This window comes from Nonomuraea sp. C10 (genome assembly GCF_008017515.1).
Lineage (GTDB): Bacteria > Actinomycetota > Actinomycetes > Streptosporangiales > Streptosporangiaceae > Nonomuraea > Nonomuraea ferruginea.
Window position 1 is genome coordinate 5,434,422 of sequence record NZ_VPFF01000001.1, and the last position, 21,215, is coordinate 5,455,636.

19 protein-coding genes are annotated in these 21,215 nt (G+C 72.7%); 11 read left to right on the forward strand and 8 right to left on the reverse strand.

Annotation, left to right across the window (positions count from 1 at the left end):
• The first annotated feature begins 137 nt into the window (after window positions 1-137).
• Window positions 138-752 carry an Eco29kI family restriction endonuclease gene (locus FR742_RS24915; protein ID WP_148033180.1) on the forward strand — a complete coding sequence of 205 codons (615 nt, stop codon included), beginning with the start codon at window positions 138-140 and terminating at the stop codon, window positions 750-752.
• Window positions 753-1,080: 328 nt separating this feature from the next.
• Here FR742_RS24915 and FR742_RS24920 read toward each other — a convergent pair whose 3' ends face one another.
• Complete coding sequence (locus FR742_RS24920) at window positions 1,081-1,653, reverse strand: hypothetical protein (protein ID WP_148033181.1); 573 nt, start codon at window positions 1,651-1,653, stop codon at window positions 1,081-1,083.
• A gap of 120 nt (window positions 1,654-1,773) precedes the next feature.
• Between FR742_RS24920 and FR742_RS24925 the strand changes: the two genes are divergently transcribed.
• Together FR742_RS24925 and FR742_RS24930 are read left to right on the forward strand one after the other, a co-directional pair.
• Window positions 1,774-2,241, forward strand: a complete 468-nt coding sequence (locus tag FR742_RS24925) for an NUDIX hydrolase (protein WP_148033182.1) — start codon at window positions 1,774-1,776, stop codon at window positions 2,239-2,241.
• 181 nt (window positions 2,242-2,422) lie between these two features.
• Window positions 2,423-2,857, forward strand: a complete 435-nt coding sequence (locus FR742_RS24930; RefSeq protein ID WP_148033183.1) for a hypothetical protein — start codon at window positions 2,423-2,425, stop codon at window positions 2,855-2,857.
• Between the two features lie 84 nt (window positions 2,858-2,941).
• Here FR742_RS24930 and FR742_RS24935 read toward each other — a convergent pair whose 3' ends face one another.
• A complete protein-coding gene (locus FR742_RS24935) occupies window positions 2,942-3,955 on the reverse strand; it encodes a zinc-binding dehydrogenase (RefSeq protein WP_148033184.1) in 1,014 nt (337 codons plus the stop codon).
• A 182-nt stretch (window positions 3,956-4,137) separates the two neighbouring features.
• On the opposite strand from FR742_RS24935, the gene FR742_RS24940 reads away from it, so the two are divergent.
• From FR742_RS24940 to FR742_RS24950, 3 genes are read left to right on the forward strand one after another with little or no spacing between them, the layout of a single operon-like run.
• The gene (locus FR742_RS24940) at window positions 4,138-4,956 is read left to right on the forward strand and encodes an ABC transporter ATP-binding protein (protein ID WP_148033185.1); all 819 of its coding nucleotides are present in this window, start codon (window positions 4,138-4,140) and stop codon (window positions 4,954-4,956) included.
• Window positions 4,957-4,967: 11 nt separating this feature from the next.
• The gene (locus tag FR742_RS24945) at window positions 4,968-5,945 is read left to right on the forward strand and encodes an iron-siderophore ABC transporter substrate-binding protein (RefSeq protein ID WP_148033186.1); all 978 of its coding nucleotides are present in this window, start codon (window positions 4,968-4,970) and stop codon (window positions 5,943-5,945) included.
• Window positions 5,942-8,020: an iron ABC transporter permease gene (locus FR742_RS24950; RefSeq protein WP_148033187.1), complete on the forward strand. Its 2,079-nt coding sequence runs from the start codon at window positions 5,942-5,944 to the stop codon at window positions 8,018-8,020. The genes FR742_RS24945 and FR742_RS24950 overlap by 4 nt, the downstream gene beginning before the upstream one ends.
• Here FR742_RS24950 and FR742_RS24955 read toward each other — a convergent pair.
• Window positions 7,987-8,670, reverse strand: a complete 684-nt coding sequence (locus FR742_RS24955; protein WP_261808726.1) for a TetR/AcrR family transcriptional regulator — start codon at window positions 8,668-8,670, stop codon at window positions 7,987-7,989. The genes FR742_RS24950 and FR742_RS24955 overlap by 34 nt on opposite strands.
• 95 nt (window positions 8,671-8,765) lie before the next feature.
• On the opposite strand from FR742_RS24955, the gene FR742_RS24960 reads away from it, so the two are divergent.
• The 5 genes from FR742_RS24960 (at window position 8,766) to FR742_RS24980 (ending at window position 14,101) form a co-directional block, all read left to right on the forward strand.
• Window positions 8,766-10,016, forward strand: a complete 1,251-nt coding sequence (locus FR742_RS24960) for an NAD(P)/FAD-dependent oxidoreductase (protein WP_148033189.1) — start codon at window positions 8,766-8,768, stop codon at window positions 10,014-10,016.
• A gap of 45 nt (window positions 10,017-10,061) precedes the next feature.
• Window positions 10,062-11,267, forward strand: a complete 1,206-nt coding sequence (locus FR742_RS24965) for a cytochrome P450 (protein WP_148033190.1) — start codon at window positions 10,062-10,064, stop codon at window positions 11,265-11,267.
• 24 nt (window positions 11,268-11,291) lie between these two features.
• Entirely contained in the window at window positions 11,292-11,489 is a 198-nt protein-coding gene (locus FR742_RS24970; RefSeq protein ID WP_148033191.1) for a ferredoxin, read from the forward strand.
• A 166-nt stretch (window positions 11,490-11,655) separates the two neighbouring features.
• On the forward strand, window positions 11,656-12,852 hold the full coding sequence (locus FR742_RS24975; protein WP_261808727.1) for a cytochrome P450: 1,197 nt from the start codon (window positions 11,656-11,658) through the stop codon (window positions 12,850-12,852).
• Window positions 12,853-12,916: 64 nt separating this feature from the next.
• Complete coding sequence (locus tag FR742_RS24980) at window positions 12,917-14,101, forward strand: PAS domain-containing sensor histidine kinase (protein WP_148033192.1); 1,185 nt, start codon at window positions 12,917-12,919, stop codon at window positions 14,099-14,101.
• Between the two features lie 99 nt (window positions 14,102-14,200).
• On the opposite strand, the gene FR742_RS24985 is transcribed toward FR742_RS24980, so the two are convergent.
• The 5 genes from FR742_RS24985 to FR742_RS25005 all read right to left on the reverse strand — a co-directional run bounded on the left by FR742_RS24985 (window position 14,201) and on the right by FR742_RS25005 (window position 21,183).
• Complete coding sequence (locus FR742_RS24985; RefSeq protein WP_148033193.1) at window positions 14,201-16,810, reverse strand: hypothetical protein; 2,610 nt, start codon at window positions 16,808-16,810, stop codon at window positions 14,201-14,203.
• 64 nt (window positions 16,811-16,874) lie between these two features.
• Window positions 16,875-17,582, reverse strand: a complete 708-nt coding sequence (locus tag FR742_RS24990) for a thermonuclease family protein (RefSeq protein WP_148034798.1) — start codon at window positions 17,580-17,582, stop codon at window positions 16,875-16,877.
• 112 nt (window positions 17,583-17,694) lie between these two features.
• On the reverse strand, window positions 17,695-19,320 hold the full coding sequence (locus FR742_RS24995; protein ID WP_148033194.1) for a serine/threonine-protein kinase: 1,626 nt from the start codon (window positions 19,318-19,320) through the stop codon (window positions 17,695-17,697).
• A gap of 79 nt (window positions 19,321-19,399) precedes the next feature.
• Window positions 19,400-20,059, reverse strand: a complete 660-nt coding sequence (locus tag FR742_RS25000) for a GntR family transcriptional regulator (protein WP_148033195.1) — start codon at window positions 20,057-20,059, stop codon at window positions 19,400-19,402.
• Entirely contained in the window at window positions 20,056-21,183 is a 1,128-nt protein-coding gene (locus tag FR742_RS25005) for a CaiB/BaiF CoA-transferase family protein (RefSeq protein ID WP_261808728.1), read from the reverse strand. Before FR742_RS25005 ends, FR742_RS25000 begins: the two co-directional genes overlap by 4 nt.
• Between the last annotated feature and the right edge of the window lie 32 nt (window positions 21,184-21,215).

The window sequence follows — 21,215 nt, forward strand, 5'->3', positions numbered from 1 at the left end:
GAGTTATTGATCTACAAGCTGATCAGAAGGGTGATCTTGATCTTCCAGCCCATACCCGACGCTACAACAGACCCGAAGGGAGGCAACGTGATACGGGATCGCCCAGCAGGCCCGTCTCGCGCGGTAGTGTCTGACGAGTGTCCGACTACACCCCCAAGTACTACGATCCGCTCGACACGAGCAGCGTTACCTCCGTCATCTGCCGCGAGCTTGAGGCTCAGTCGTTGATACCTCTGACGCCCGAATTGCCCCGATTCGAAGGCTCAGGTCTCTACGCGATCTACTACACCGACACCACTGAACCTCTGTACGCCCCACTCGTCCCCCACGACATTCCGGTATACGTAGGGCAATCTCTCTCTCACAACAGCGCGACCGGTGTCGCGACGCGGGGCAAGTCACCACTGTGGTCACGGGTCCGTGGGCACGCTCGCTCAATCGAAGGTGGTGGACTTCGTCTGGAGGAGTTCGCCGCACGACTCTTGCGCATGCCTGATGTCCACGCCGACCTTGGCGAGAACGGCCTACGTGTCAATTATCAACCTGTCTGGAATGCCATCCTGCGCGGATTCGGTAGCAACGAACAAGGAGCGTCCACTAGGAAAAGTGCCCGCACCAAGTGGGACACCGTTCACCAGGGCCGGAATCGCAGCTATGGCGAGAGCAAGCACACGCGCGAGGCTCTCATAGAGGAAGCACGGGTCCACATCAGGATGCGTATCGCCTTGGTCGGAGAGATTCCTTGGCGTTGAGCGGTAAATCCGAAGGTGACGGCATATCCGGATCAGTGCATCCGCCCCACGTGGTTCCCCGCCTGCTTCACTTTCCCTTGGCGAGGTGGAGTGTTTTAGGCGCCGGGCCCGCCCAAAGCAAGCGCTTCACCAGGACGCCACCATATGAGGACTCTTCATCCTGAGTACGTAGAGTTGCTTGGTGATCTTGTCGGGTTACGCTAGCGGCTCTGGGCAATTGACGGATTGGGTCGCCGTTGACGGGCCGTCTGCGCGGATCCCCCGCCCTGTCCTAAGCTCTCAATCTTCCAGGCATTGCGGCCCTCTCACCTGCCCGGCATAAACACGGTCATCCGCCTGGGCCCACCTCGTTGTTCGGAGCCCCGTCCCCAGTCGTAGGCAGGTCTCCGCGCTCAACCGGACTACGCCATGGTGAAGGCGACGTGGTCACGGCCGCCTGACGGGCGCCGGCTACCGCCGTCTTCAGCGTCTCCCGGTTCACGTCGGTGACCTTCCCGGCCAGGAGGACAAAGGCATCACCCTTGACGGCGACGTACTCATGCCGCCCGACTGCCTCCCGATACCAGCCGACCTCATCACGCGCGCACCGCACAGGAGCATCGACCGGCTCGGCGTCGGTGACGGGCCGCTCGCGGCAGACCGCGTCGTCGAAGGCGCCACGGTCGACGCGCAGTTGCACCTGCCTGCCGTCCGGTGAGACATAAAAGGCCCCGAACCCTTCCTCACCCACCGCGCCGACGGACTGCTCCTGGAGCTCGTACCCGGGCAGATCCACGACGTAGATCAGCTCCGGAGCAGTGCCCTGGCCGAGGGCCTGGTCGATGGCGGCCTGGCTGAGCACACCTTGCGCACCGCAGGCCGACACGGCTAGGAGCGCGACCATCAACGGAGCCTTCTTCATGACGCTCCCCCCGAGTGCGGACACGTACGCGTGAACATCCTGCGCCGAACCGTTCGAGCCCAGGGGCGCCTAGTGCCGTGACAGGAAACCTTCACGGAGTTGATAGGTACCCTCGGACAGATGATCAAGAATCGCCCTACCGCACGCGTCATCCTCGCCGACCCTGCCGACCGCGCGCTGATGTTCCGCTTTGTCCCACCCGACCCTTGGCCCCGTGAGCCCGCATGGCACCTCCCCGGGGGTGGTATCGAACCAGGCGAGTCAGCGGTGGAAGCGGCCTGTCGAGAGGCTTACGAAGAGACCGGCTTTATCCTCACGCCCCAAGACCTGGGCGATCCGGTGGCCGTCAACGCGGGAGAGTGGTCCATCCGGGGGAGCCGCTACTACACCGTCCACACGTACTTCTTCGTCCGAGTCTCAAGGGCGGAAGCTCCCGGAACGAGAGATGACGGGCTCGGGCACCGGTGGTGGACCGTGGCCGAGCTCGACTCGACCACGGAGCGGGTCTTTCCACGCGGGTTGGCCGTACTGCTGAAAGACCTGCTGCAAGGAGTACGACGCGAGCGGCCCGTCACCCTCAACTGGTGAAGTCGCGCAGCCGAGCCGGTCTGTCCGATGCGGCGGGCGTCACACTCCACGAAGGGCGGAAGGTGGTCGTGCGGGCCGCCGCGAAGATCCGGCCGGGCCGGTACGCGTGGACATACCGCCTCCATACCGCCGGTCTCTAGGGTCTTCGACGACAGCGAGTCGAACACCATGAAGGGGCAACATGCGACTGGCACGTATAACCGTGGCCGCGGCCGTGGCGGGGGTCACCCTGTTGAGCACGACGCCCGCGTCGGCGGCGAGCTACTGGAGCTCGTCGGCGCCGAAGTACGCGACGAAGGTGGGGAACCTGAAGACGAAGTCGGTCCGTATCGGCAACGGGGGCAGCTTCACGATCCAGCTTCGCTCGGGCAAGTGGGGGTCGTACAGCTATCTTTGGGCTCGCGCGCCCAAGGACTCCGACGCGGACAGCCACCGCATCATCCTGCAGGTCTACAACCCCAAGACGGGGAAGTGGGACAGCCAGGGCAAGGGGATCAAGAACACGACCTACTCCCCTGCGCACCGGGCCATCGCCGGCCGCCTCTACAAGGCGTGCGCGAAGGCGTCCATTCTCGGTGGGAGCCCGGCCACGTGCACCGGCTCCTGGCTGGTGTGACGCGTCTCGCGTAGGCAGCCGGGCCGATGGGCGAGGTCGGCGAGACGTCGCCCACCGGCCCCTGGCGGGAGTGCCCGCGGCTGGTCACTCCTGCGGGGTGATGACGAGCTTGCCGAAGAACTTCTTCGCGACGAAGTCCGCCTGCGCGCGGGGCAGATCGCGCAGGGGATAGGTGGCCGCCAGAAGCGGCCGCAAGGCGCCCGCCTCGATCTGGCGGACGAGGTCGGCGAACTGTTCGTGCGTGCTCACGGTGGAGCCGACGAGGGTCAGCTCCTTCAGGTAGAGCTTGCGCAGATCCAGCTCGGTGAGCGGGCCCGCGATGGCGCCCGCCGTGACGTAGCGGCCGAGAGGGCGCAGGGCGTCCAGGAGCGCGGGGAAGGCGGGGCCGCCCACGACATCTGCGACGACGTCCACCGACTCCCCGGCGGGGACGTCGTCGCGGAGCAGGACGGCGTCGGCGCCGGTCCGCAGCGCCTGCTCCTGTTTTCCGGGGCCGACGACGGCGACGACGCGGGCGCCCCGCGCCTTGGCGAGCTGGACCAGCGCGGAGCCCACACCGCCGGACGCGCCGGTGATCAGGACGGTCTCGTCGCGGGCGAGCGCGACGCGTTCGACCATGCGGTAGGCGGTCTGGTAGGCGGTCGGGAAGCTCGCCAGCTCGGCGTCGGTGAGCGTGGTGTCGACGGGGATCGCGTTCTCCGCCGGGACGGTCGCCAGCTCGGCGAAACCGCCGTCGCGTTCGCTGCCCAGGAGGCCGGACGTGGCCAGCTCCGCCTCGCCGCCGGTGTACAGGACGGGGTCGACGATCACCCGTTCGCCGACGCGCTCGGGGGGCACGCCCGCGCCGACCCGGTCGATCCAGCCGACCAGGTCGGCGCCCTGGACGCGCGGGAACTCCAGGGCGCCGCGCCATGCCGCCGGGTCGCCGGCGCCGAGGTCGCCGTAGGCGCCCTCGCGGGTCCAGATGTCGGTGTTGTTCACGCCAGCCGCGGTGACGCGCAGCCGCACCTCGCCGGGGCCGGGCTCCGGGTCCGGAACGTCCTCGCGGTATTCGAGCTTCTCCGGGCCGCCGAAGCCCGTCAGCAGGTACGCCCGCATGCCTTGCCCCCTAGTGGATCGGACACTCTTGACGCGGCGAGGCTCGTCACTCGGCTCGCGTGCGGATCGACTGCCCCCGGGCGAGGCGACGACACCCCGGCGGCATCCCCCGGCCGGGCACCGTGTCGCTTCTCACCGCCCCCCTGTGGCGCGATCAGCAAGGTTAGCCTAACCTTATCCCCATGACCGAGGAGATCTCTCTCCGCGGGGCGGAGCTGTGCCTCAGCTATCACGGCGCCACCGTGGTGCACGACGGCCGGATCGCCCTGCGGCCTGGCCACGTGACCGCGCTGGTGGGACCGAACGGCAGCGGCAAGTCCACGCTGCTGCGCGCGCTCGCCCGGCTGCACCGGCCCGACAGCGGCGCGGTGACGCTGGGCGACGGCGCCGACGCGCTGGGGCTGTCGGCGCGCGACTTCGCCTGCCGGGTGACGCTGCTGGCGCAGAGCCGGCCCACGCCCGGCGGGGTGCGGGTGTCGGACGTCGTCGGGTACGGGCGGCACCCGTACCGGAAGCGCTGGAAGGCGGCGGATCCTGACGGGGCCGCCGCTGTGACGCGGGCGATGGAGCTGACCGGCGTGACGGCGATGGCCGAGCGGCCGGTCGACGAGCTGTCCGGCGGCGAGCTGCAGCGCGTCTGGCTGGCCACCTGCCTGGCGCAGGACACCGGCGTCCTGCTGCTGGACGAGCCCACCACGTTCCTCGACCTCCGCTATCAGGTGGAGCTGCTGGAGCTGATGCGCGACCTGGCCGACGAGCACGGCGTGGCGATCGGGGTCGTGCTGCACGACCTCAACCAGGCCGCCGAGATCGCCGACCACGTCGTCCTGCTCCATCAGGGGCGGGTCCGCGCCGACGGGCCGCCCGCGCAGGTCCTCACCGAGGACCTGCTCAGTGACACGTACGGGATCCGCATCGAGGTCAGCCACGACCCGGTGAGCGGGACCGTGACCACCCGGCCGATCGGCCGGCACAGCAAGAGCGTCATCGCAACGACATGACAGGAACCACCATGCGCAGTGCCCTGACGGCCATCGCGGCCATCGCCCTTCTCGCCGCCTGCGGCACGACCGAAGCACCCGTACCCGAGCAGGCGGCGTCGGCGAGCGCGGAGCCGTCGGCGGCCCCCGTGACCGTGACCGACAGCCGGGGCAAGGAGGTCAAGCTCGACCAGCCGGCGACCCGGGTCGTGAGCCTGGAGTGGGCCGAGACCGAGATCCTGGCCAGTTTGGGCGTCATGCCGGTGGGCGCGGCCGACGTGAAGGGGTTCGCCGTCTGGAACACCGCCGTCAAGCTCGACCCCTCGGTGCAGGACGTCGGCATGCGGCAGGAGCCCAGCGTCGACTCGATCAGCGCGCTCGACCCCGACCTGGTGGTCATGGAGTCCGACGACGTCGAGCTGGCCGCCCAGCTGGAGAAGTTCGTGCCGGTGCTGGTGGCCAAGGGCAGCGACGCCACGCGCAACCTGGAGCGGATGCGCGAGGACGTCACCATGATCGCGGCGGCGGTCGGCAAGAGCGACGAGGGCGCCAAGCTGCTGAGCGACTTCGACGCGGCGCTGGCCGGCGGCAAGGCGAAGATCGAGGCCGCGGGCGGCGCCGGCAAGCCGTTCGTGATGGCCGACGGGTGGAAGCAGGGCAGCTCGATCTCGATCCGCCTGTTCGGCAAGGGCTCGCTGGTGTCCGAGATCGGCGGCCGGCTCGGGCTGGAGAACGCCTGGACGGGCGAGGTCGACAAGCAGTGGGGCCTGGGCACCACCGACGTCGAGGGCCTGACCGTGCTGAAGGACCCCGACACCCGCTTCTTCTACAACGCCTCCGACGGCGAGGACGTCTTCGCCGACGGGCTGGCCGAGAACGCCATCTGGAAGTCGCTGCCGTTCGTGGAGAAGCAGCAGGTCACCCGGATGCCCGACGGTATCTGGACGTTCGGCGGGCCGCTCTCCGCCCAGCAGTACGCCGACGCGCTGGTCAAGGCGTTCACCGGTTGAGCACCGAAGTCCTGACCCCGTCGGTGCCCGACACGCCGCTGCGGCGGCTGGGCACCGCCGGGGTCTTTCTCCTGACCTTGGCGGCCGTCGTCCTGGTGGCGGCCGTGCACGTGACGCAGGGCACCTCCTCGGTCGGCGCGCTCGACCTGCTGGCGCTGCCGTTCGGCGGCAGCGACGAGGCGGCCCGGGTGCTGCTGGCCTCGCGGCTGCCCCGGCTGCTGGCCGGGGTCTGCGTGGGCGTCGCGCTGGGCGTGGCGGGCGCGCTGCTGCAGGCGATCGCGCGCAACGCGATGGCCTCGCCGGACACGCTGGCCGTCAGCGCGGGCGCCTACCTGGCGGTCGTCGCGGGCAGCGTGCTCGGGCTGGCGCTGCCGGTGCCGGTCTCCGGCGCGCTGGCGCTGATCGGCGGCCTGGCCGCCGCCGCGCTGGTGCTGGCGCTGTCGTCGGGCGGACGTACGGGGACGACGCGGCTGATCCTGGCCGGGACGGCCACCGCGCTGGCGTTCAGCTCGCTGACGAACCTGCTCATGATCCTGTTCGAGCAGGAGACGACCGGGCTGTTCGCGTGGGGCAGCGGCTCGCTCGTCCAGACCGACCTGGTCGCGGTCACGCAGCTCGGGCCGGTGATCGCGGTGGGGCTGGTCGTGGCGGTGCTGGCCGGGCCGCGGCTGGACATCCTCGGCCTGGGCGACGACACCGCCACCGTGCTCGGCGTGAACGTGCCGCGGCTGCGCCTGTGGCTGACCATGCTGGCGGTGCTGCTGGCGGCGGCGGCGGTGACGATCGCGGGGCCGATCGGGTTCGTCGGGCTGTGCGCGCCGGTGATCGTGCGGCTGCTCCCCCGGTCAATCCCCGGCCTGCACAGGAGCCGGACGATGCTGCCGCTGGCGGGGCTGGTCGGCGTGCTGGTCGTGCTGGGGTCCGACATCGCGCTGCGGGCCGTGCTGGGCGCGCAGGCGGGGGTGGAGGTGCCGCCGGGCGTGGTGACCACCGTGTTCGGCGCGGCGGTGATGATCTGGCTGGCGCGTCGCTACCGTGACGCGGGGCCGACCCGCCGTCCCCCGGAGGCGCGCACGGGCGCGGCGCGGTCGCGGGGGGCCTTCCTGGCCGTGGTCGCGACCGGTGTGGTGCTCCTGGTGGGGGCGCTGGTGCTGGGGCTGCTCGGTGGTGACCGGTGGCTGCTGACCGGCGACGTGGTCAACTGGCTGCAGGGGCGCAGCGGGCGGGCGCTGACGTTCGTGCTCGACCAGCGGTGGCCCCGGGTCGCGGCCGCCGCGCTGGCCGGGGTCGCGCTGGCCGTGGCGGGGGCCGCGGTGCAGGCCGTGTGCCGCAACCCGCTGGCCGAGCCCGGGGTGCTGGGCGTGACGGCCGGGGCGGGGGTCGGCGCGATCACGCTGCTCACCGTGGTGCCGATGGCCGGGATCTGGACGATGTCGGCGGCGGCGGGCGTGGGCGCGCTGATCGCCTTCACCGTGGTCTACGGGCTGTCGTGGCGTGGCGGGCTGAGCTCGGACCGGCTGGTGCTGATCGGGGTCGGCGTGCAGTACGCGTGCACGTCGATCATCGTCCTGATCATCGTGCTGTCCGACCCGTGGAACACGGCCAAGGCGCTGACCTGGCTTTCCGGCTCCACGTACGGGCGCGTGCCGGCGCAGCTCATCCCGGTGGCGCTGGCGCTCGTGGTCACGGTGCCGCTGCTGGCCTGGCTGCGCCGGGACCTCGACCTGCTGTCGCTGGACGAGGACACGCCGCGGGTCCTGGGCGTGCCGCTGGAGCCGGTGCGGCTGACCGCGCTCGCCTGCGCGGTGCTGCTCACGTCCACGGCCGTGTCGGCGGTGGGGGTCGTCGGCTTCGTCGGGCTGGTCGCCCCGCACGCGGCGCGCGCCCTGGTCGGGGCGCACCACAACCGGGTGCTGCCGGTCGCCGCGCTGCTCGGCGCGCTGCTGGTCAGCCTGGCCGACACGCTCGGCCGTACGGTGATCGCGCCGGCGCAGGTGCCGGCGGGACTGGTGACGGCGTTGATCGGCACGCCGTACTTCGTCTACCTGCTGTGGCGGGCCCGGCCCTCCACCTGATCGGCGCGCTCCGGGACGTAGAGCGGCTGGAGGGCGCCGACCAGCGGCCAGGTCAGGGCGGCCATGTCGGCGGGGGTGCGGTGGCAGCCGCGCTGGAGCCACTCGGTGGCCACGCCGAGGAGCGCCCCGGCGGTGAAGGCCGCGGCGACGTCCACGCGGTCGTCGGCCCAGCCGTCGGCGCGCGGCTCGGCGCGGTCTTGAGTGCGGTCTTCACCCGGTGGCACGGGCGGGTGGAGGTGCCTCTGGATGGCCGTGATGATGCGGCGGCGGATGTGGTCGCAGACGCGGGCGCTGCCCTGCGGGCCGAGCAGGGCGCGGTAGAGGCCGGCGTGCTCGGCGAGGCTGGTGAAGAACTCCTCCAGTGACCGGATCGCCTCCGGCCCGGGGTCGGCCGTGCCGGGGTGCGGGCTGGGCAGGGACTCAATCAGGGTGTCGATCATCGCGGTGCAGGCGGCCTCGGCCAGCTCGTCCACATCCCGGTAATGGTCGTAGAAGGTCGAGCGGCTCACTCCGGCGCGCACGGCCACGTCGGCGACGGTGACGCGGGGCAGGTCGCGCTCCGCGACGAGCTGGATCAGGGCACGGGCGAGGGCGGCCTGGGTTCGGCGCACGCGCCGGTCGCCGGAGGCGCTGCTCAGGGGTATTGCCACGCCCATCACTTTACAAGGTGCACGATTTCCTACACGTGTAGGGTAACGTCGAAGCAGGACGAGCGGAAGGATCGCCATATGCGGACGTGTGTCCCGTGACCACCCCCCGGAGCATCCTGATCGTCGGCGCGTCGGCCGCCGGGCTGAGCACGGCGGAGGCGCTGCGGCGGCTCGGCTACGGGGGGCGGCTGACGCTGCTGGACGCCGAGGCCCGGCTCCCCTACGACCGGCCGCCGCTGTCGAAGCAGGTCCTGGCCGGCGAGTGGGAGCCGTCCCGGGCCCAGCTGCGTGACGTGGCCAAGCTGGAAGCGCTGGACGCCGAGCTGATCCTGGGCGAGCCCGCCGTCGCGTTCGACGCGGAGGCTCGGGCCGTCACCGACGGGTCCGGGCGTGTGCATCGCGCGGACGCCGTGGTGATCGCCACCGGCCTGGCCCCCGCCCGGCTGCCCGGCCAGGACGGGCTCTCGGGTGTGCACGTGCTGCGTGGCATGGACGACGCCGTCGCCCTGCGTGCGCACCTGGCGGAAGGTCCTCGGCTGGTGGTCGTGGGCGAGGGGGTGCTGGGGGCCGAGGTCGCCGCCACCGCCCGCGGCCTGGGCCTGGACGTCACTCTCGCCGGGATGGGGCACACCCTGCTGGGCGAGCAGGTCGGCGCCGAGGTCGGCGGCATGCTCATCCGGCTGCACGCCGAACGCGGCGTCCGCCTGCGGCTCGGCGCCGAGGTCTCCGGCTTCGTGAGCGACGATCCGGCGACCGGCGGCCCCTCGGACGTCCGATCCGCCGTCGCCGAGGCGGCGGGCTCGCGGCCTGCGGGCCGCGAGGCGGCGGGGGCAGGCGGGCGGGTCACGGGGGTGCGGCTGACGACCGGGGAGGTGCTGCCCGCCGAGGCGGTCGTGGTGGCCGTCGGGTGCCGGCCGGCCACCGGGTGGCTGGAGGGCAGTGGGCTGGTGCTGGGTGACGGGGTGGCGTGCGACGCGCGCTGCCGCGCCGCCGACGGGGTCTACGCCGTGGGCGACGTGACCTCCTTCTGGCACGAAGGGCTCCACAGGAGGCTGCGGCTGGAGAACCGGACGAACGCCACCGAGCAGGCCCAGGTCGTCGCGGCCAACCTGCTCGGCGCCGATCGCCCGTACGCGCCGATCCCGTACTTCTGGACGGACCAGTACGACGTCAAGATCCAGACGCACGGGCTGCCGTCGCCGGAGGCCGAGCTGAGCGTCGCCGAAGGCGACCCGTCGGAGCGCCGCTTCGCCGCCCTCTACCGCGAGGGCGGGCGGGTCACGGGGGTGCTCGGCTGGAACATGGCCAAGCAGGCGCGTCTGCTGAGGCAGCGCGCGCTCGCCTGACGACCGGCTCGTCCTGATGAATCATCCGTACGGAGGAGATGACGAATGAAGCAGGACCTGAGCTACCCGATACCCAGCGAGGCGGCGCTGGAGCCGCCCGCCGAGTGGGCCGAGCTGCGCGGCGAGTGCCCGGTGGCCCACGTGAAGCTGCCCAGCGGCGACCAGGCGATGTTGCTGACCAGGTACGCGGACGTCAAGCAGGTGCTCGCCGACCCGCGCTTCACCCGCCTGCTCACCGCGCCCGACGCGGCCCGGCTGTCGGCGACCGACGACGGCGGGCTGTTCAACAGCGAGCTGGCGCAGATCATCCCCGACGGCGGCGAGGAGCACCTGCACTGGCGGCGCCTGGTCGGCCGGTGGTTCACCGCCAAGCGGATGGCCGCCCTGCGGCCGTCGATGGCGGCGATGGCCGAGGAGCTCATCGACGACATGGTGAAGCACGGCGCGCCCGGCGACCTGCGGGCCGCGCTGGGGTTCCCGCTGCCGGTGTACGTGATCTGCGACATCCTGGGCGTGCCCGCGGAGGACCGGGAGCGGTTCGCGTACTGGTCCGACACGCTGCTCAACCTGACCCGTTACGACAAGGCCGAGATCGACGCCGCCCAGGGCGAGTTCTTCCAGTACATGTCCGACCATCTCGCGGCGAAGCGGGCCGAGCCGGGCGACGACGTGCTGAGCGAGCTGCTCGCGGCGGGCGGCCCGGAGGAGGGCGGGCTGACCGATCTCCAGGTGCTGGTCACCGGGATGGGGCTGCTGGTCGCCGGGCACGAGACCACCGCCAACATGATCGGCAAGATGGTCGCCATGCTGCTGGACGACCGGACGCGGTGGGAGCGGCTGCTGGCCGACCCGTCGCTGATCCGTACCGCGGTGGAGGAGACGCTGCGGATGGACGCCAACTCCGGCTTCGGCCTGCCGCGCTACCTGCGCGACGAGACCGAGGTCAGCGGCGTCCACCTGCCGAAGGGCACCACCGTGGTGTGCAGCATGGCGGCGGCCAACCGCGACGAGAGCGCCTTCGACGCCGCCGGTGAGATGGACCTGGGCCGCACGCCGAACCCGCACCTGGCGTTCGGCGCCGGCGCGCACTCCTGCCTGGGCCAGGCGCTGGCCCGCACCGAGCTCCAAGTCGTGCTGGAGGTGCTGCTGCGCAAGCTGCCGTCGCTGGAGCTGGCCGTGCCCGCGGCGGAGCTGGAGCGGGTGGAAGGGCTGGCCGTCGGCGGCCTGCGCACGGTCCCGGTCCGCTGGTGATCCGAGAATCGAGAGAGGAATCCCATGAAGGTCGTCGTCGACGAGGACAGCTGCTGCGGCGCCGGTCAGTGCGTGCTGCTCGCGCCGGAGGTGTTCGACCAGCGTGACGAGGACGGCATCGTCGTCCTGCTGGACTCCGAGCCGGGCGAGGAGCGGCACGCCGCGGTGCGCGAGGCCGCGGCCGTGTGCCCGGGGGCCGCGATCGAGGTCGAGGAGGGCTAGAAAGGGCTACAAACTATTGACGTTGACACAGTGATCTGTAGAGTGCGGTCACCGGCACGGCTCCCCCCCACCGACTCGGACGGCCGCACCACGCCCTGCTGGGCGTCGGCTGACCCGTGTTCGGGGTAGACCCTGGGTGGTGAGTCGTCGTCCGAGGGAGATCGACGTGAAGGAGCCACCCGCCTACCCGTTCCGCAATCCCAGCGCGCTGGAGCCGCCGCCGGAGTGGGCCGAGCTGCGGCGGAGCTGCCCGGTGGCGCCCATCGGGCTGGCGAGCGGTGACCGGGCGCTGCTGCTGACCCGGTACGACGACGTCAGGCAGGTCCTGTCCGACCCGCGCTTCACCCGGCAGCTCGACGCCCCCGACGCCGCCCGGGCCACCGCCCAGGAGTCCGGCGGCGTGTTCGGCTCGCTCGGCCGCTCCATGACCGGTGACGAGCACCGGGCCTGGCGGCAGCTCGTCGGCCGGGCGTTCACCGCCAGGCGGGTGACCGCGATGCGGCCCAGGATCGAGGCCATGGCCGGGCACCTGGTCGAGGAGATGTCCGCGCGGGGGCAGCCGGCCGACCTCGTCTCGGGCGTCGGGTTCCCGCTGCCGGTCTGGGCGATCTGCGACCTGCTCGGCATTCCCGACACCGACCGCGACCGGTTCTCGTACTGGTCCGACACCCTGCTCAGCATGACCCGGTACGGCGCCGCCGAGATCGACGCCGCCCAGGCCGAGTTCGACGCCTATCTCGTCGCCCTCGTCGAGGCCAAGCGGGCGGGGCCGGGCGACTACCTGATCAGCGAGCTGCTCGCGATGGTCGAAGGGCTGGACGGCAGCCTGACCGAGCGGCTCATGCTGAGCACGGCCAAGGGCCTGCTGGTCGCCGGGCACGAGACCACCGCCAACATGATCGGCAAGATGGCGTCGATGCTGCTGGCCGACCGCTCCCGCTGGGAGGCGCTGCTGGCCGACCCGTCGCTGATCCCGCCGGCCGTGGAGGAGGTCCTGCGCTTCGACGCCAACCCGGGCTTCGGGATGCCGCGCTACCTCAGCGAGGAGGTCGAGGTCGCGGGCGAGACCCTGCCGAAGGGCACCACCGTGGTGTGCAGCCTGGCCGCGGCCAACCGCGACGATCGGCGCTTCGAACAGGCCGGCGAGATGCGGCTGGACCGCGCGCCGAACGCGCACGTCACCTTCGGCGTCGGCCCGCATTCCTGCCTGGGCCAGGCGCTGGCCCGCGTCGAGCTGCAGACCGTGCTCAAGGTGCTGCTGGAGCGGCTGCCGTCGCTGGCGCTGGCCGTGCCGCCCGGGGAGCTGGAGCGCCGCGAGGGCCTGATCGTCGGCGGGCTGGAGCGGGTGCCGGTCCGCTGGTGATGGTTGCCCTGTTTTCGCACCTCAACGGCCTTTTCGGGGTAGGAGGGGTCGAGGGGGATGTGCGATGGGGGCCAAGCTCGACTACGCGGCGGTGTTCGACGCGATTCCGACGCCGTGCACGGTGGTGACGCCGGATCTGGTCATCGTGGCCGTCAACGACGCCTGCCTGAGGGCGACCCGCCGCACCCGGGAGGAGGTCGTCGGGCGGTCCATCCTGACCGCGTTCGCCAGCCCTCCGGGGTTCGTGGAGGCCCTGCGCGCGTCGCTGGAGCAGGTGACGAGCACGGGAGAAATGGACGTCATCCCCCTGGTCCGGCACGACGTCGAGGCCGAGCGGCGCGGCGAGCTGGAGGAGCACCACTGGAACCTGCTGCACGTGCCGGTCTTCGACCGGGACAGGCGGCTGAGCTGGATCATGTGCTGGGCCGAGGACATCACGCCCCTGCTCGGGGACGCGCCGGACGCCCGCGACGACGGCGACGAGCTGGAGCCGCACATCCACCGCCGCGCCCGCGACCTGGTGGAGCTCAGCTCCCGGCTGAAACAGGCGTACCGGCAGGAGCAGCAGACCGTGTCGGCGCTGCACGAGGCCATCGAGCACCAGCAGCGGTTCCTGTTCGACGCCACCCACGACCTGCGCAACCCGATCACCGGGCTGATGACCGAGCTGGAGGTCGCGCTCACCGAGTCGGACGCCGGCATGCACCCGACCCTGCGCAAGCTGCACCGGGACGTCGAGCGGCTCGACGCCATCGTCGGCGACCTGCTGGCCCTGGCCCGCCTCTACACGGCGACGCCGCCCGCGACCGACCGCGTCGACCTGGGCCGGCTGGTCGTGCAGGAGCTGGAGGCGCACCCGCCGAGCGGCGAGGTGATCACCCGGCTCGACCCGGGCGTGGTGGTCCGGGCCTCGCGGGTCCGGCTGGCCAGGGTCCTGTCCAACCTGGTCGCCAACGCCGAGCGGCACACCACGAGCAAGATCGAGATCGTCGTGACCGCCGACCCGCCGTCCGCCTTCCTGGAGGTCATCGACGACGGTCCCGGCATCCCGCCGGCGGATCGCGAGAAGGTGTTCCACCGCATGTACCGCCGCGCCGACGCGCGCGCGAAGGACCCGCGCGGGTCCGGCTTCGGCCTGGCGATCGGCCGCGAGATCGCCCAGGCCTACGGCGGCGACCTCTACGTCGCCGACCACCCCGGCGGCGCCCGCCTGGTGCTACGCCTCCCCCTGGCCCAAGCCCAGAGCTGAGCCGATCAGATCACCTCGCCTCCCCCCTGGCCCAGCCCCAGGAGTGAGCCGATCAGATCACCTCGCCCCCCCTGGCCCAGGCGCCCGGGGCTGAGCCGATCATCCGCCGAGTTGGGCGTGCAGGGCGCGGGCGGTCCGTACGAAGAGGCTCGCCCCCTTGCGCGCCGCCGCCTCCTCGGCGGCGGGGAGCGGGCCGCGCGCCCCCGCCCGGCGGGCGGCGTCGATCGCGAACGAGAGCGCCTGGGTGTGTGAGGCGTGCGGCCGCTCGTCCGGCCCCGGCAGATAGACCGCCAGCAGCCCGGTCATGATCTGCCACACCTCCCGGTGGGCGCCCCGTTCGGCGCACTCCTCCAGGATCGCGCGCACGTCGCTCATTCTGGCCACGTCCCTGCGCAGGCACAGCCCGAGCTGCCGGCCGCACTCCACGGCGGGCAGGAGCCCGGCGGCGGCGGCGCTCAGCAGCAGGTCCCGGCCACGCTCGGCCACCTGGGCGGCGATCAGCAGCGCGGTCGCCTCGCCCACCGGCCCGTCCTGGGAGAACAGCGCGGCCACGTAGTGGTGGAAGTAGCCGGGCCGCTCCCAGATGTTGAGCAGGTGCGGCAGGAGGTGCATGGCCACCGCCTCCCGGTCCGAGGGCAGCGTCAGCCGCCAGGACTCCATGTAGCGGCCGTGGTCCTCGAACGTCCAGGGGCGCGGATCGGACAGCAGCGTGTCGACCAGCGCCAGCCCGGTCGGCTCGACCCGGATGCGCGGGCGCAGCCGCGGGCTGTGCTCACCCCGCTGCCGGTCGTGCGTGTAGTCACCGTTGGCGTGGGACCAGTCCACGCGCAGCTCCGGCTCCGGGCGGGCGGCCAGCCGGCGCGCCAGCGTCGCGCCCGCTTCCGAGGTGAGCTTCCCGGCGCGGTCGATCACCTCCGGGTCCACCTCGCGCGGCAGCCGCAGGAGCGCCTGCCCCAGGTCGGCGGGAAGGGCCTCGGCACCGGCCCGTTCGTACCCCTCGACACGGGCCACCAGCTCGGCGGGGTCGAGGTGGCCGGAGGTCAGGGTGGGGGTGGCCAGCAGGTACGGCGGCAGCGTGCCGGCCTTCAGCGCCGCGTGGATCTCGGCGCAGCGCATCAGCATGGCGTGGTGGGGTGCCGAGACGTGACCCGGGGCCGGCAGCCGGTCGAAGCCGGTGTCCGTATCGCACTCGACGGCGTGGCCGGCGCGAGGGCGCGCCGGGGGTTCCGCCCCGGGGTCGGCGGCCTCGCGCAGCAGCGCCTCGGTCCACTCGGCCAAGTGGCACCAGTGGGGCCGCTCGTAGATCCGGCCCTGGCCGGGGCGGGGCCGCTTGGACGGGTCGCGGACGAAGCCGTCGAGCCACCGTTCGAAGACGATGCCGTCGCCGACCTTGTCGTAGGCGGCGGTCAGGTCGCCGAGCGGCGGCGGGAACGGCTCACGGGCCGGCGGCTCGAACGGCGGCAGCGGCACGGGCTCGAAGTCGTCGGCCGGCTCCGGCTCGGCCGCCACCGCGCCGTACGCCTCCGGCAGCCGCGCCGCCAGCTCCGCGGGCAGCACGCCCGCGGCCTCGCGCACGGCCTCGGCCCCGGCGGGCGTGAACCGCGCCGCGTGCTTGACGGCCAGGCGCACCGCCCGCTCGCGCACCTCGTACGACTCGCACAGGAACGCCGAGGCGAGCGCGGGGGCGAGGTCGTCGAGGTCGCCGGCCGCGTCTCGGGCGGCCCGGTCGAGCAGGGTCAGCCCGGCGCGCACGAACTTGCCCTCGGGGCGGAACAGCAGCGCCGCCACCGCCTCGCCGAGATCCGCGCCGCTCAGCCCGCCGATGCCGCGGAGCTGCCGCAGCGCCAGCTCCGCCACCGCGCCCGGCGAGGCGGGCAGCAGCCGCAGGTAGTCGGGGACGCGCCGCCCCCTCGGCGCGGGGGCCAACATCTCGTGCAGACGGGCGAAGAACCGCAGGTCGGTGGCGTCACCGCCGCGCAGGAACCGGCTCAAGCAGCCGTCGACCAGCGGCTCAGGGTCGAGCCGGCCGGCCGCGACCGTGTCGCGCAGCGCGCCGAGCCAGGTGCGGCGGCTGGAATCCCAGGAGGGCGGGTCGACGTTGTCCTCGCGCAGCGCCCGGCCCACGCCCTCGGCCTCGAACAACCGGGGCACGAGGTGGCCGGCCAGCGGGTCGTGCTCCAGGTCCGGCGGCTGGGACACCCAGGCGACCGTGAGGGGGTCGTGGTGGGGCGGCACGGCGCCGGAGCGGCGCAGCAGCTCCAGGGCCAGCGGCACGCTGTCGTCGCGAGCCTGGGCGCGGCTGCCGCGCAGCCGCAGAGCCAGCCGCGCGGCGAGATCGGCCTGCCAGCGCGGCGGCCGTGCGGCGATCACCCGCAGCAGCGGCCCGGAGTCGAGCGGGCGCCGCCAGCGGGTGAAGTCGCGGCGGTAGAGCCAGGTCGCGACGGCCGCCGCACCGCCGAGCACGCCCGCGCCGGCGACCCGCATGGGCTCGATCCATTCCTCGCCGTCGGTCCACACGCCCCGGCGCCGGTCGCGTTCGGTCACCGCCTTCCTGGCGACGCCGATGTGGCCGGGCAGCCCGTCGGCCACCTCGCGGCGCCCGGCCTCGTCGAGGGACAGCACGGCGTCCGCGACCAGGGCGGGGTCGCCGGTGGTGATGGCCCTGCGCACGCGGGGCCACGCCCCGTCGCCGGGGAGGTGTGTCGTCATGCCGCACACCGTAGAGATCGTCTCCGACAGAACCCGGTGGCCCCGGGTCGGCTCGCCCGCGGGGTCAGCGCTCGCAGACGAGGCCGTCGCCGTCGCGGTCCTGGTACCAGGCGTACTCGGGGTCGCGGCCCCGCTGGTACGGGCCGTAGCCGGCGGCGTTCGCGTCGCCGCAGGTGCGGAAGCGCGGGTCGGTGCCGGGCTTCGGGGTCTTCGTCGGCTTCGGGGTCTTGGTGGCCTTCGGGGCCGGCGTGGACGTGGGCGCGGCGCCCTTGTCGCACTTGCCCGACCAGATGCGCAGCCGCTGCTTCCGGGCCTTGCGCTGCTCGGCGCGCATGATTTTGATGTAGCGGTCGTTCGGCTTGTACAGCACCGCCTTGCCGTAGCCGTAGCGGACCAGGTTGCGGTTGACGTGCACGCCCTTGGCGTTCCACACGTAGTAGAGCCAGCGGCCGTACCGGTCCTTCGGGTCCTTGTCGCGTACGAGGTAGGCGGTCTTTCCGAGCGGCAGCAGCGCGGCGGTCCGGTCGGTCGCCGTCTGGAACCAGCACTGGCCCCGTTCGGGGGTGTCGACCTCCAGGAGCCGGACCCGGATCTTCTTCCCCTTGCGCATGACGTCGATCGTGTCCCCGTCGACGATCTTGACCACCTTCGTGGCGATGGCGCCCTTGGGCAGGCCTGACGGCCGGTCGGCGGCGGCCGCCGGTGCGGCGGCGCCCACGGACAGGATCGCGGCCACGGCGGTGACGGCCCCGGCCAGGGAACGGATGTGCATCGATGCGTCTCCCGTGAACAGCAGGACTGAACGGGATATAGACGCATATGGAAAGCGGAGGGTGTACAGAAATGCGCGCTTGACTCATATTGACCTGGCCGGTCAGCGGTGGCTACCCCGGGATCACGAGGGCGATGAGCGAGATCAGCGCGATCGGTCCCATCACGGCCGCCGACATCACGGTCGCGCGGTGACCGGGCAGCAGACGGGCGAGGATCCGCGAGGCGGCCCGCCGCACCGCGCCCGCGCCCGGCAGCACGAACAGGCCCAGCGTGAACGCGCCCGCGGCCAGGGAGTCCACGTGGCCGGCGCTCAGCGGGCCGGCCCAGTGCAGGAAGACCGCGGCGGCCATGCCGAACGCCAGCGCCAGGAGCGTGTGGCCGAGCGCCACGAGCGCGGCCCTGACCAGCGGCTGCCGGTGCTCGTCGAGGAAGTGGTCGCCGGCGCGCAGCGCCAGCGCGAGCGCCGCCATCGCCAGGCCCACGGCGACCGGCATGATGACGGTCATCGACACCAGCGTCACGAGGATGAGCACGCCGACGAAGTCGCTGCCGGCCAGGAACCTCCGGAGCTCGAAAGGCTGAGACGGGGACGGCGGCGGGGACGGGCGGCGCTCCGCAGACCGGAGACGCGGCCATTTGCGCGGGCCGCTCTCCTCCGGCGCGCTCGCCGCGTACTCGACAGGCGGCAGCAGATCGGACACGGTCTTCCCGTACGGACCGATGCCCGCCCGGGCGGCCGGGCCGGACGAGGAGACGGGGCCGGACGAGGAGACGGGGCCGGACGAGGAGAGGGGCCCAGACGAGGAGGCAGGGCCGGACGAGGAGACGGGGCCCGACGAAGAGGCGAGCCTGGCAGTGGAGGCGGGGACCTCGGAGGCCGCAGAGGAGTGGCCCGGCGCGGAGGCGGGGTCCATGACTCGGGTGCGGTCCGTGCCGCCCGCCGGATCGAGCGCCTCGGCCATCCGCAGCAGCTCCCCCGCGCGGGGCCGGGCCACCGGGTCGATCTCCAGCGCCCGGCTCAGCCAGCCGCGCAGCCAGGCCGGGGCCCGGTCGAGCTGCGCCCGCCCTTCCATCGTGTTGTAGCAGACCGCCTCGAACGTCCCCGTCCCGAACGGCGGCAGTCCCGTGGCGGCGAAGAACACCGTCGAGGCCAGCGCGTGCACGTCGGCCGCCTGGGTGATCTGCGTGCCGCGGATGATCTCCGGGGCCAGGTAGCCGGGCGTGCCGACGAACATGCCCGTCCGGGTCAGCCGGACCGCGTCCACCAGGTGCGCGATGCCGAAGTCGATGACCAGCGGCTCGCCGCCGGACAGCATGACGTTGGACGGCTTGAGGTCGCGGTGGATCACCCCGGCCGCGTGGATGTCGACCAGCGCCCGGCACAGCCCGAGGGCGAGCCTGATGACCTCGCGGGCCTCCAGCGGCCCCTGGGTCAGCACGGTCTCCTCCAGCGTGCGGCCTGGGACGAACCGGGTCACCACGAACGGCTGCCCGCTCGTGAGCTCCGCGCCGACCACCTCGGCGACGTACCGGCTGCGCACCCGCCGCATCGCGTCGACCTCGCGGAAGAGCCGGTCGCGGGCCTTGAGATCGGCGGCCACGTGCGGGTGCAGCACCTTGATCGCGACCTTGTGGCCCGCCCCGTCGAGGCCGAGGTGCACGACGCCCATGCCGCCCTCGCCGATCTTCTCGATCACCCGGTACGGGCCGAGTTGCTCCTGCGCCTGCGTGCTCATTGACCGACGTCATCCTCCGTGTCGAGCTGTCCGAGATGCACAGTAAGCGAAGAACGGTGCGCGCGCGTCCCTTCGCAGGTCAGGACAGCAGGGACTCCAGCTCGGCGACCGCGTGCGCGCGGTGGACCGTCAGGGTGGCCACGGCCTCGTCGGCGTCGCGGCGGCGGAGCGCGTCGAGGGTGGCGCGGTGCTCCTTGACGACCCGCTCGCGGTTGGCCGGGCCACCGTAGTACATCGACCGGTAGGCGTCGGTGGTGTCCCACAACGTCCTGATCAGGCGGGACAGCCGGGGCATGCCCGCGCAGTCGAACAGCGTCATGTGGAAGAGCCGGTTGGCGGTGGCCATGGCGAGCACGTCGCCCGCGTCGGCGGCCCGCTCGACGTCGTCCTGCGCGGCCCGCAGCCGGTCGAGGTCGGCGTCGGCGAGCAGGGCCACCGCGCGGCGCACGGCCTCCTCCTCCAGCAGCTCGCGGATGCGGTAGACCTCGCGCAGGTCGTCGAGCGAGAGCGTCTCGACCGAGTAGCCCCGGTGGGCCTCGTAGCGGACCAGGCCCTCGCCCTGGAGCGTCTTCAGCGCCTCGCGCAGCGGGACGCGGCTGACCTGGAGCTCCTCGGCCAGCGCGTCCTGCCTGATCGGGGCGCCGGGGCGCAGGCGGCCGGTGGTGATGGCACGGCGCAGCTCGCCCAGCACGAACTGCTGGGCCGTCGGCGGCCTGCGCCGCGCCTCATCCGCACTCATTCCCTCAATATCCCACGAACCCAATCCCCGTCCTGTCCGAGCGCCGGGGGCGACAGGCGGTAGGCGGGCGGGGTGACGCCTAGGCGGATGGGGTTGGCGACCTGGCCCACGCCGTCGATCTCCACCTTGGGCTCCAGGCCGAGTTCGCCGGCGAGGGCGAACGCGGCGGCCAGGTCGTTGATCGGCCCGCACGGCACCCCGGCGGCGGTCAGCAGCTCGAACCACTCGTCGGCGGTGCGCGCCGCGAGCGCCTTGTTCAGCTCGTCCACGAGCCGGTCGCGGGCGGCGACCCGGCCGGCGTTGGTGGCGTATCCGGCGTCCCCGGCGAGGTCGGGCCGCTCCAGCACCTCACAGAGCGCCACGAACTGCCGGTCGTTCCCGGCCGCGATGACGATCGGCCGGTCGGCGGCCTGGAACACCTCGTACGGGACGACGCTCGGATGCCGGTTGCCCATGGCCCGCGGCACGACCCCGGCGGCGGCGTACGCGGAGGAGTGGTTGGCCAGTGCCGACAGCACGGAGGACAGCAGCGAGACCTCGACGTGCTGGCCCTCGCCGGTACGGTCGCGGTGGCGCAGGGCCGCGAGGATGCCGAGCGCGGCGTGCAGGCCGGTGATCACGTCGACCACGGCCACGCCCGCCTTCGTGCCCTCGCCGCCGGGCTCGCCGGTGACGCTCATCAGCCCGCCGACGGCCTGCGCGATCAGGTCGTAGCCGGGCAGCGCGGCCCCTTCGCCCGACCCGAACCCGGTGACCGAGCAGGAGACCAGGCCGGGGTTGAGCGCCCGCAGCGTCTCGTGGCCGAGGCCGAGCCGCTCCATGGTGCCCGGCTTGAAGTTGTCCACGACCACGTCGGCGCGGGCCGCCAGCGCCCGCGCGACCTCCAGGTCCGCCTCGTCGCGCAGGTCGAGGGCGATCGACCGCTTGTTGCGGTTGACCGCGAGATAGTACGTGGCCTCGCCGCCGGGGGCGTAGGGCGGACCCCAGTGGCGGGTGTCGTCGCCCGCGCCGGGCCGTTCCACCTTGACCACCTCGGCCCCGAGGTCGGCGAGCAGCATGGTGGCGTACGGCCCGGCCAGCACCCGGCTGAAGTCGGCGACGAGCAGCCCGTCCAGCGCGGTCACGCCGGCGCTCCCAGGTAGACCGTCACCGTCCG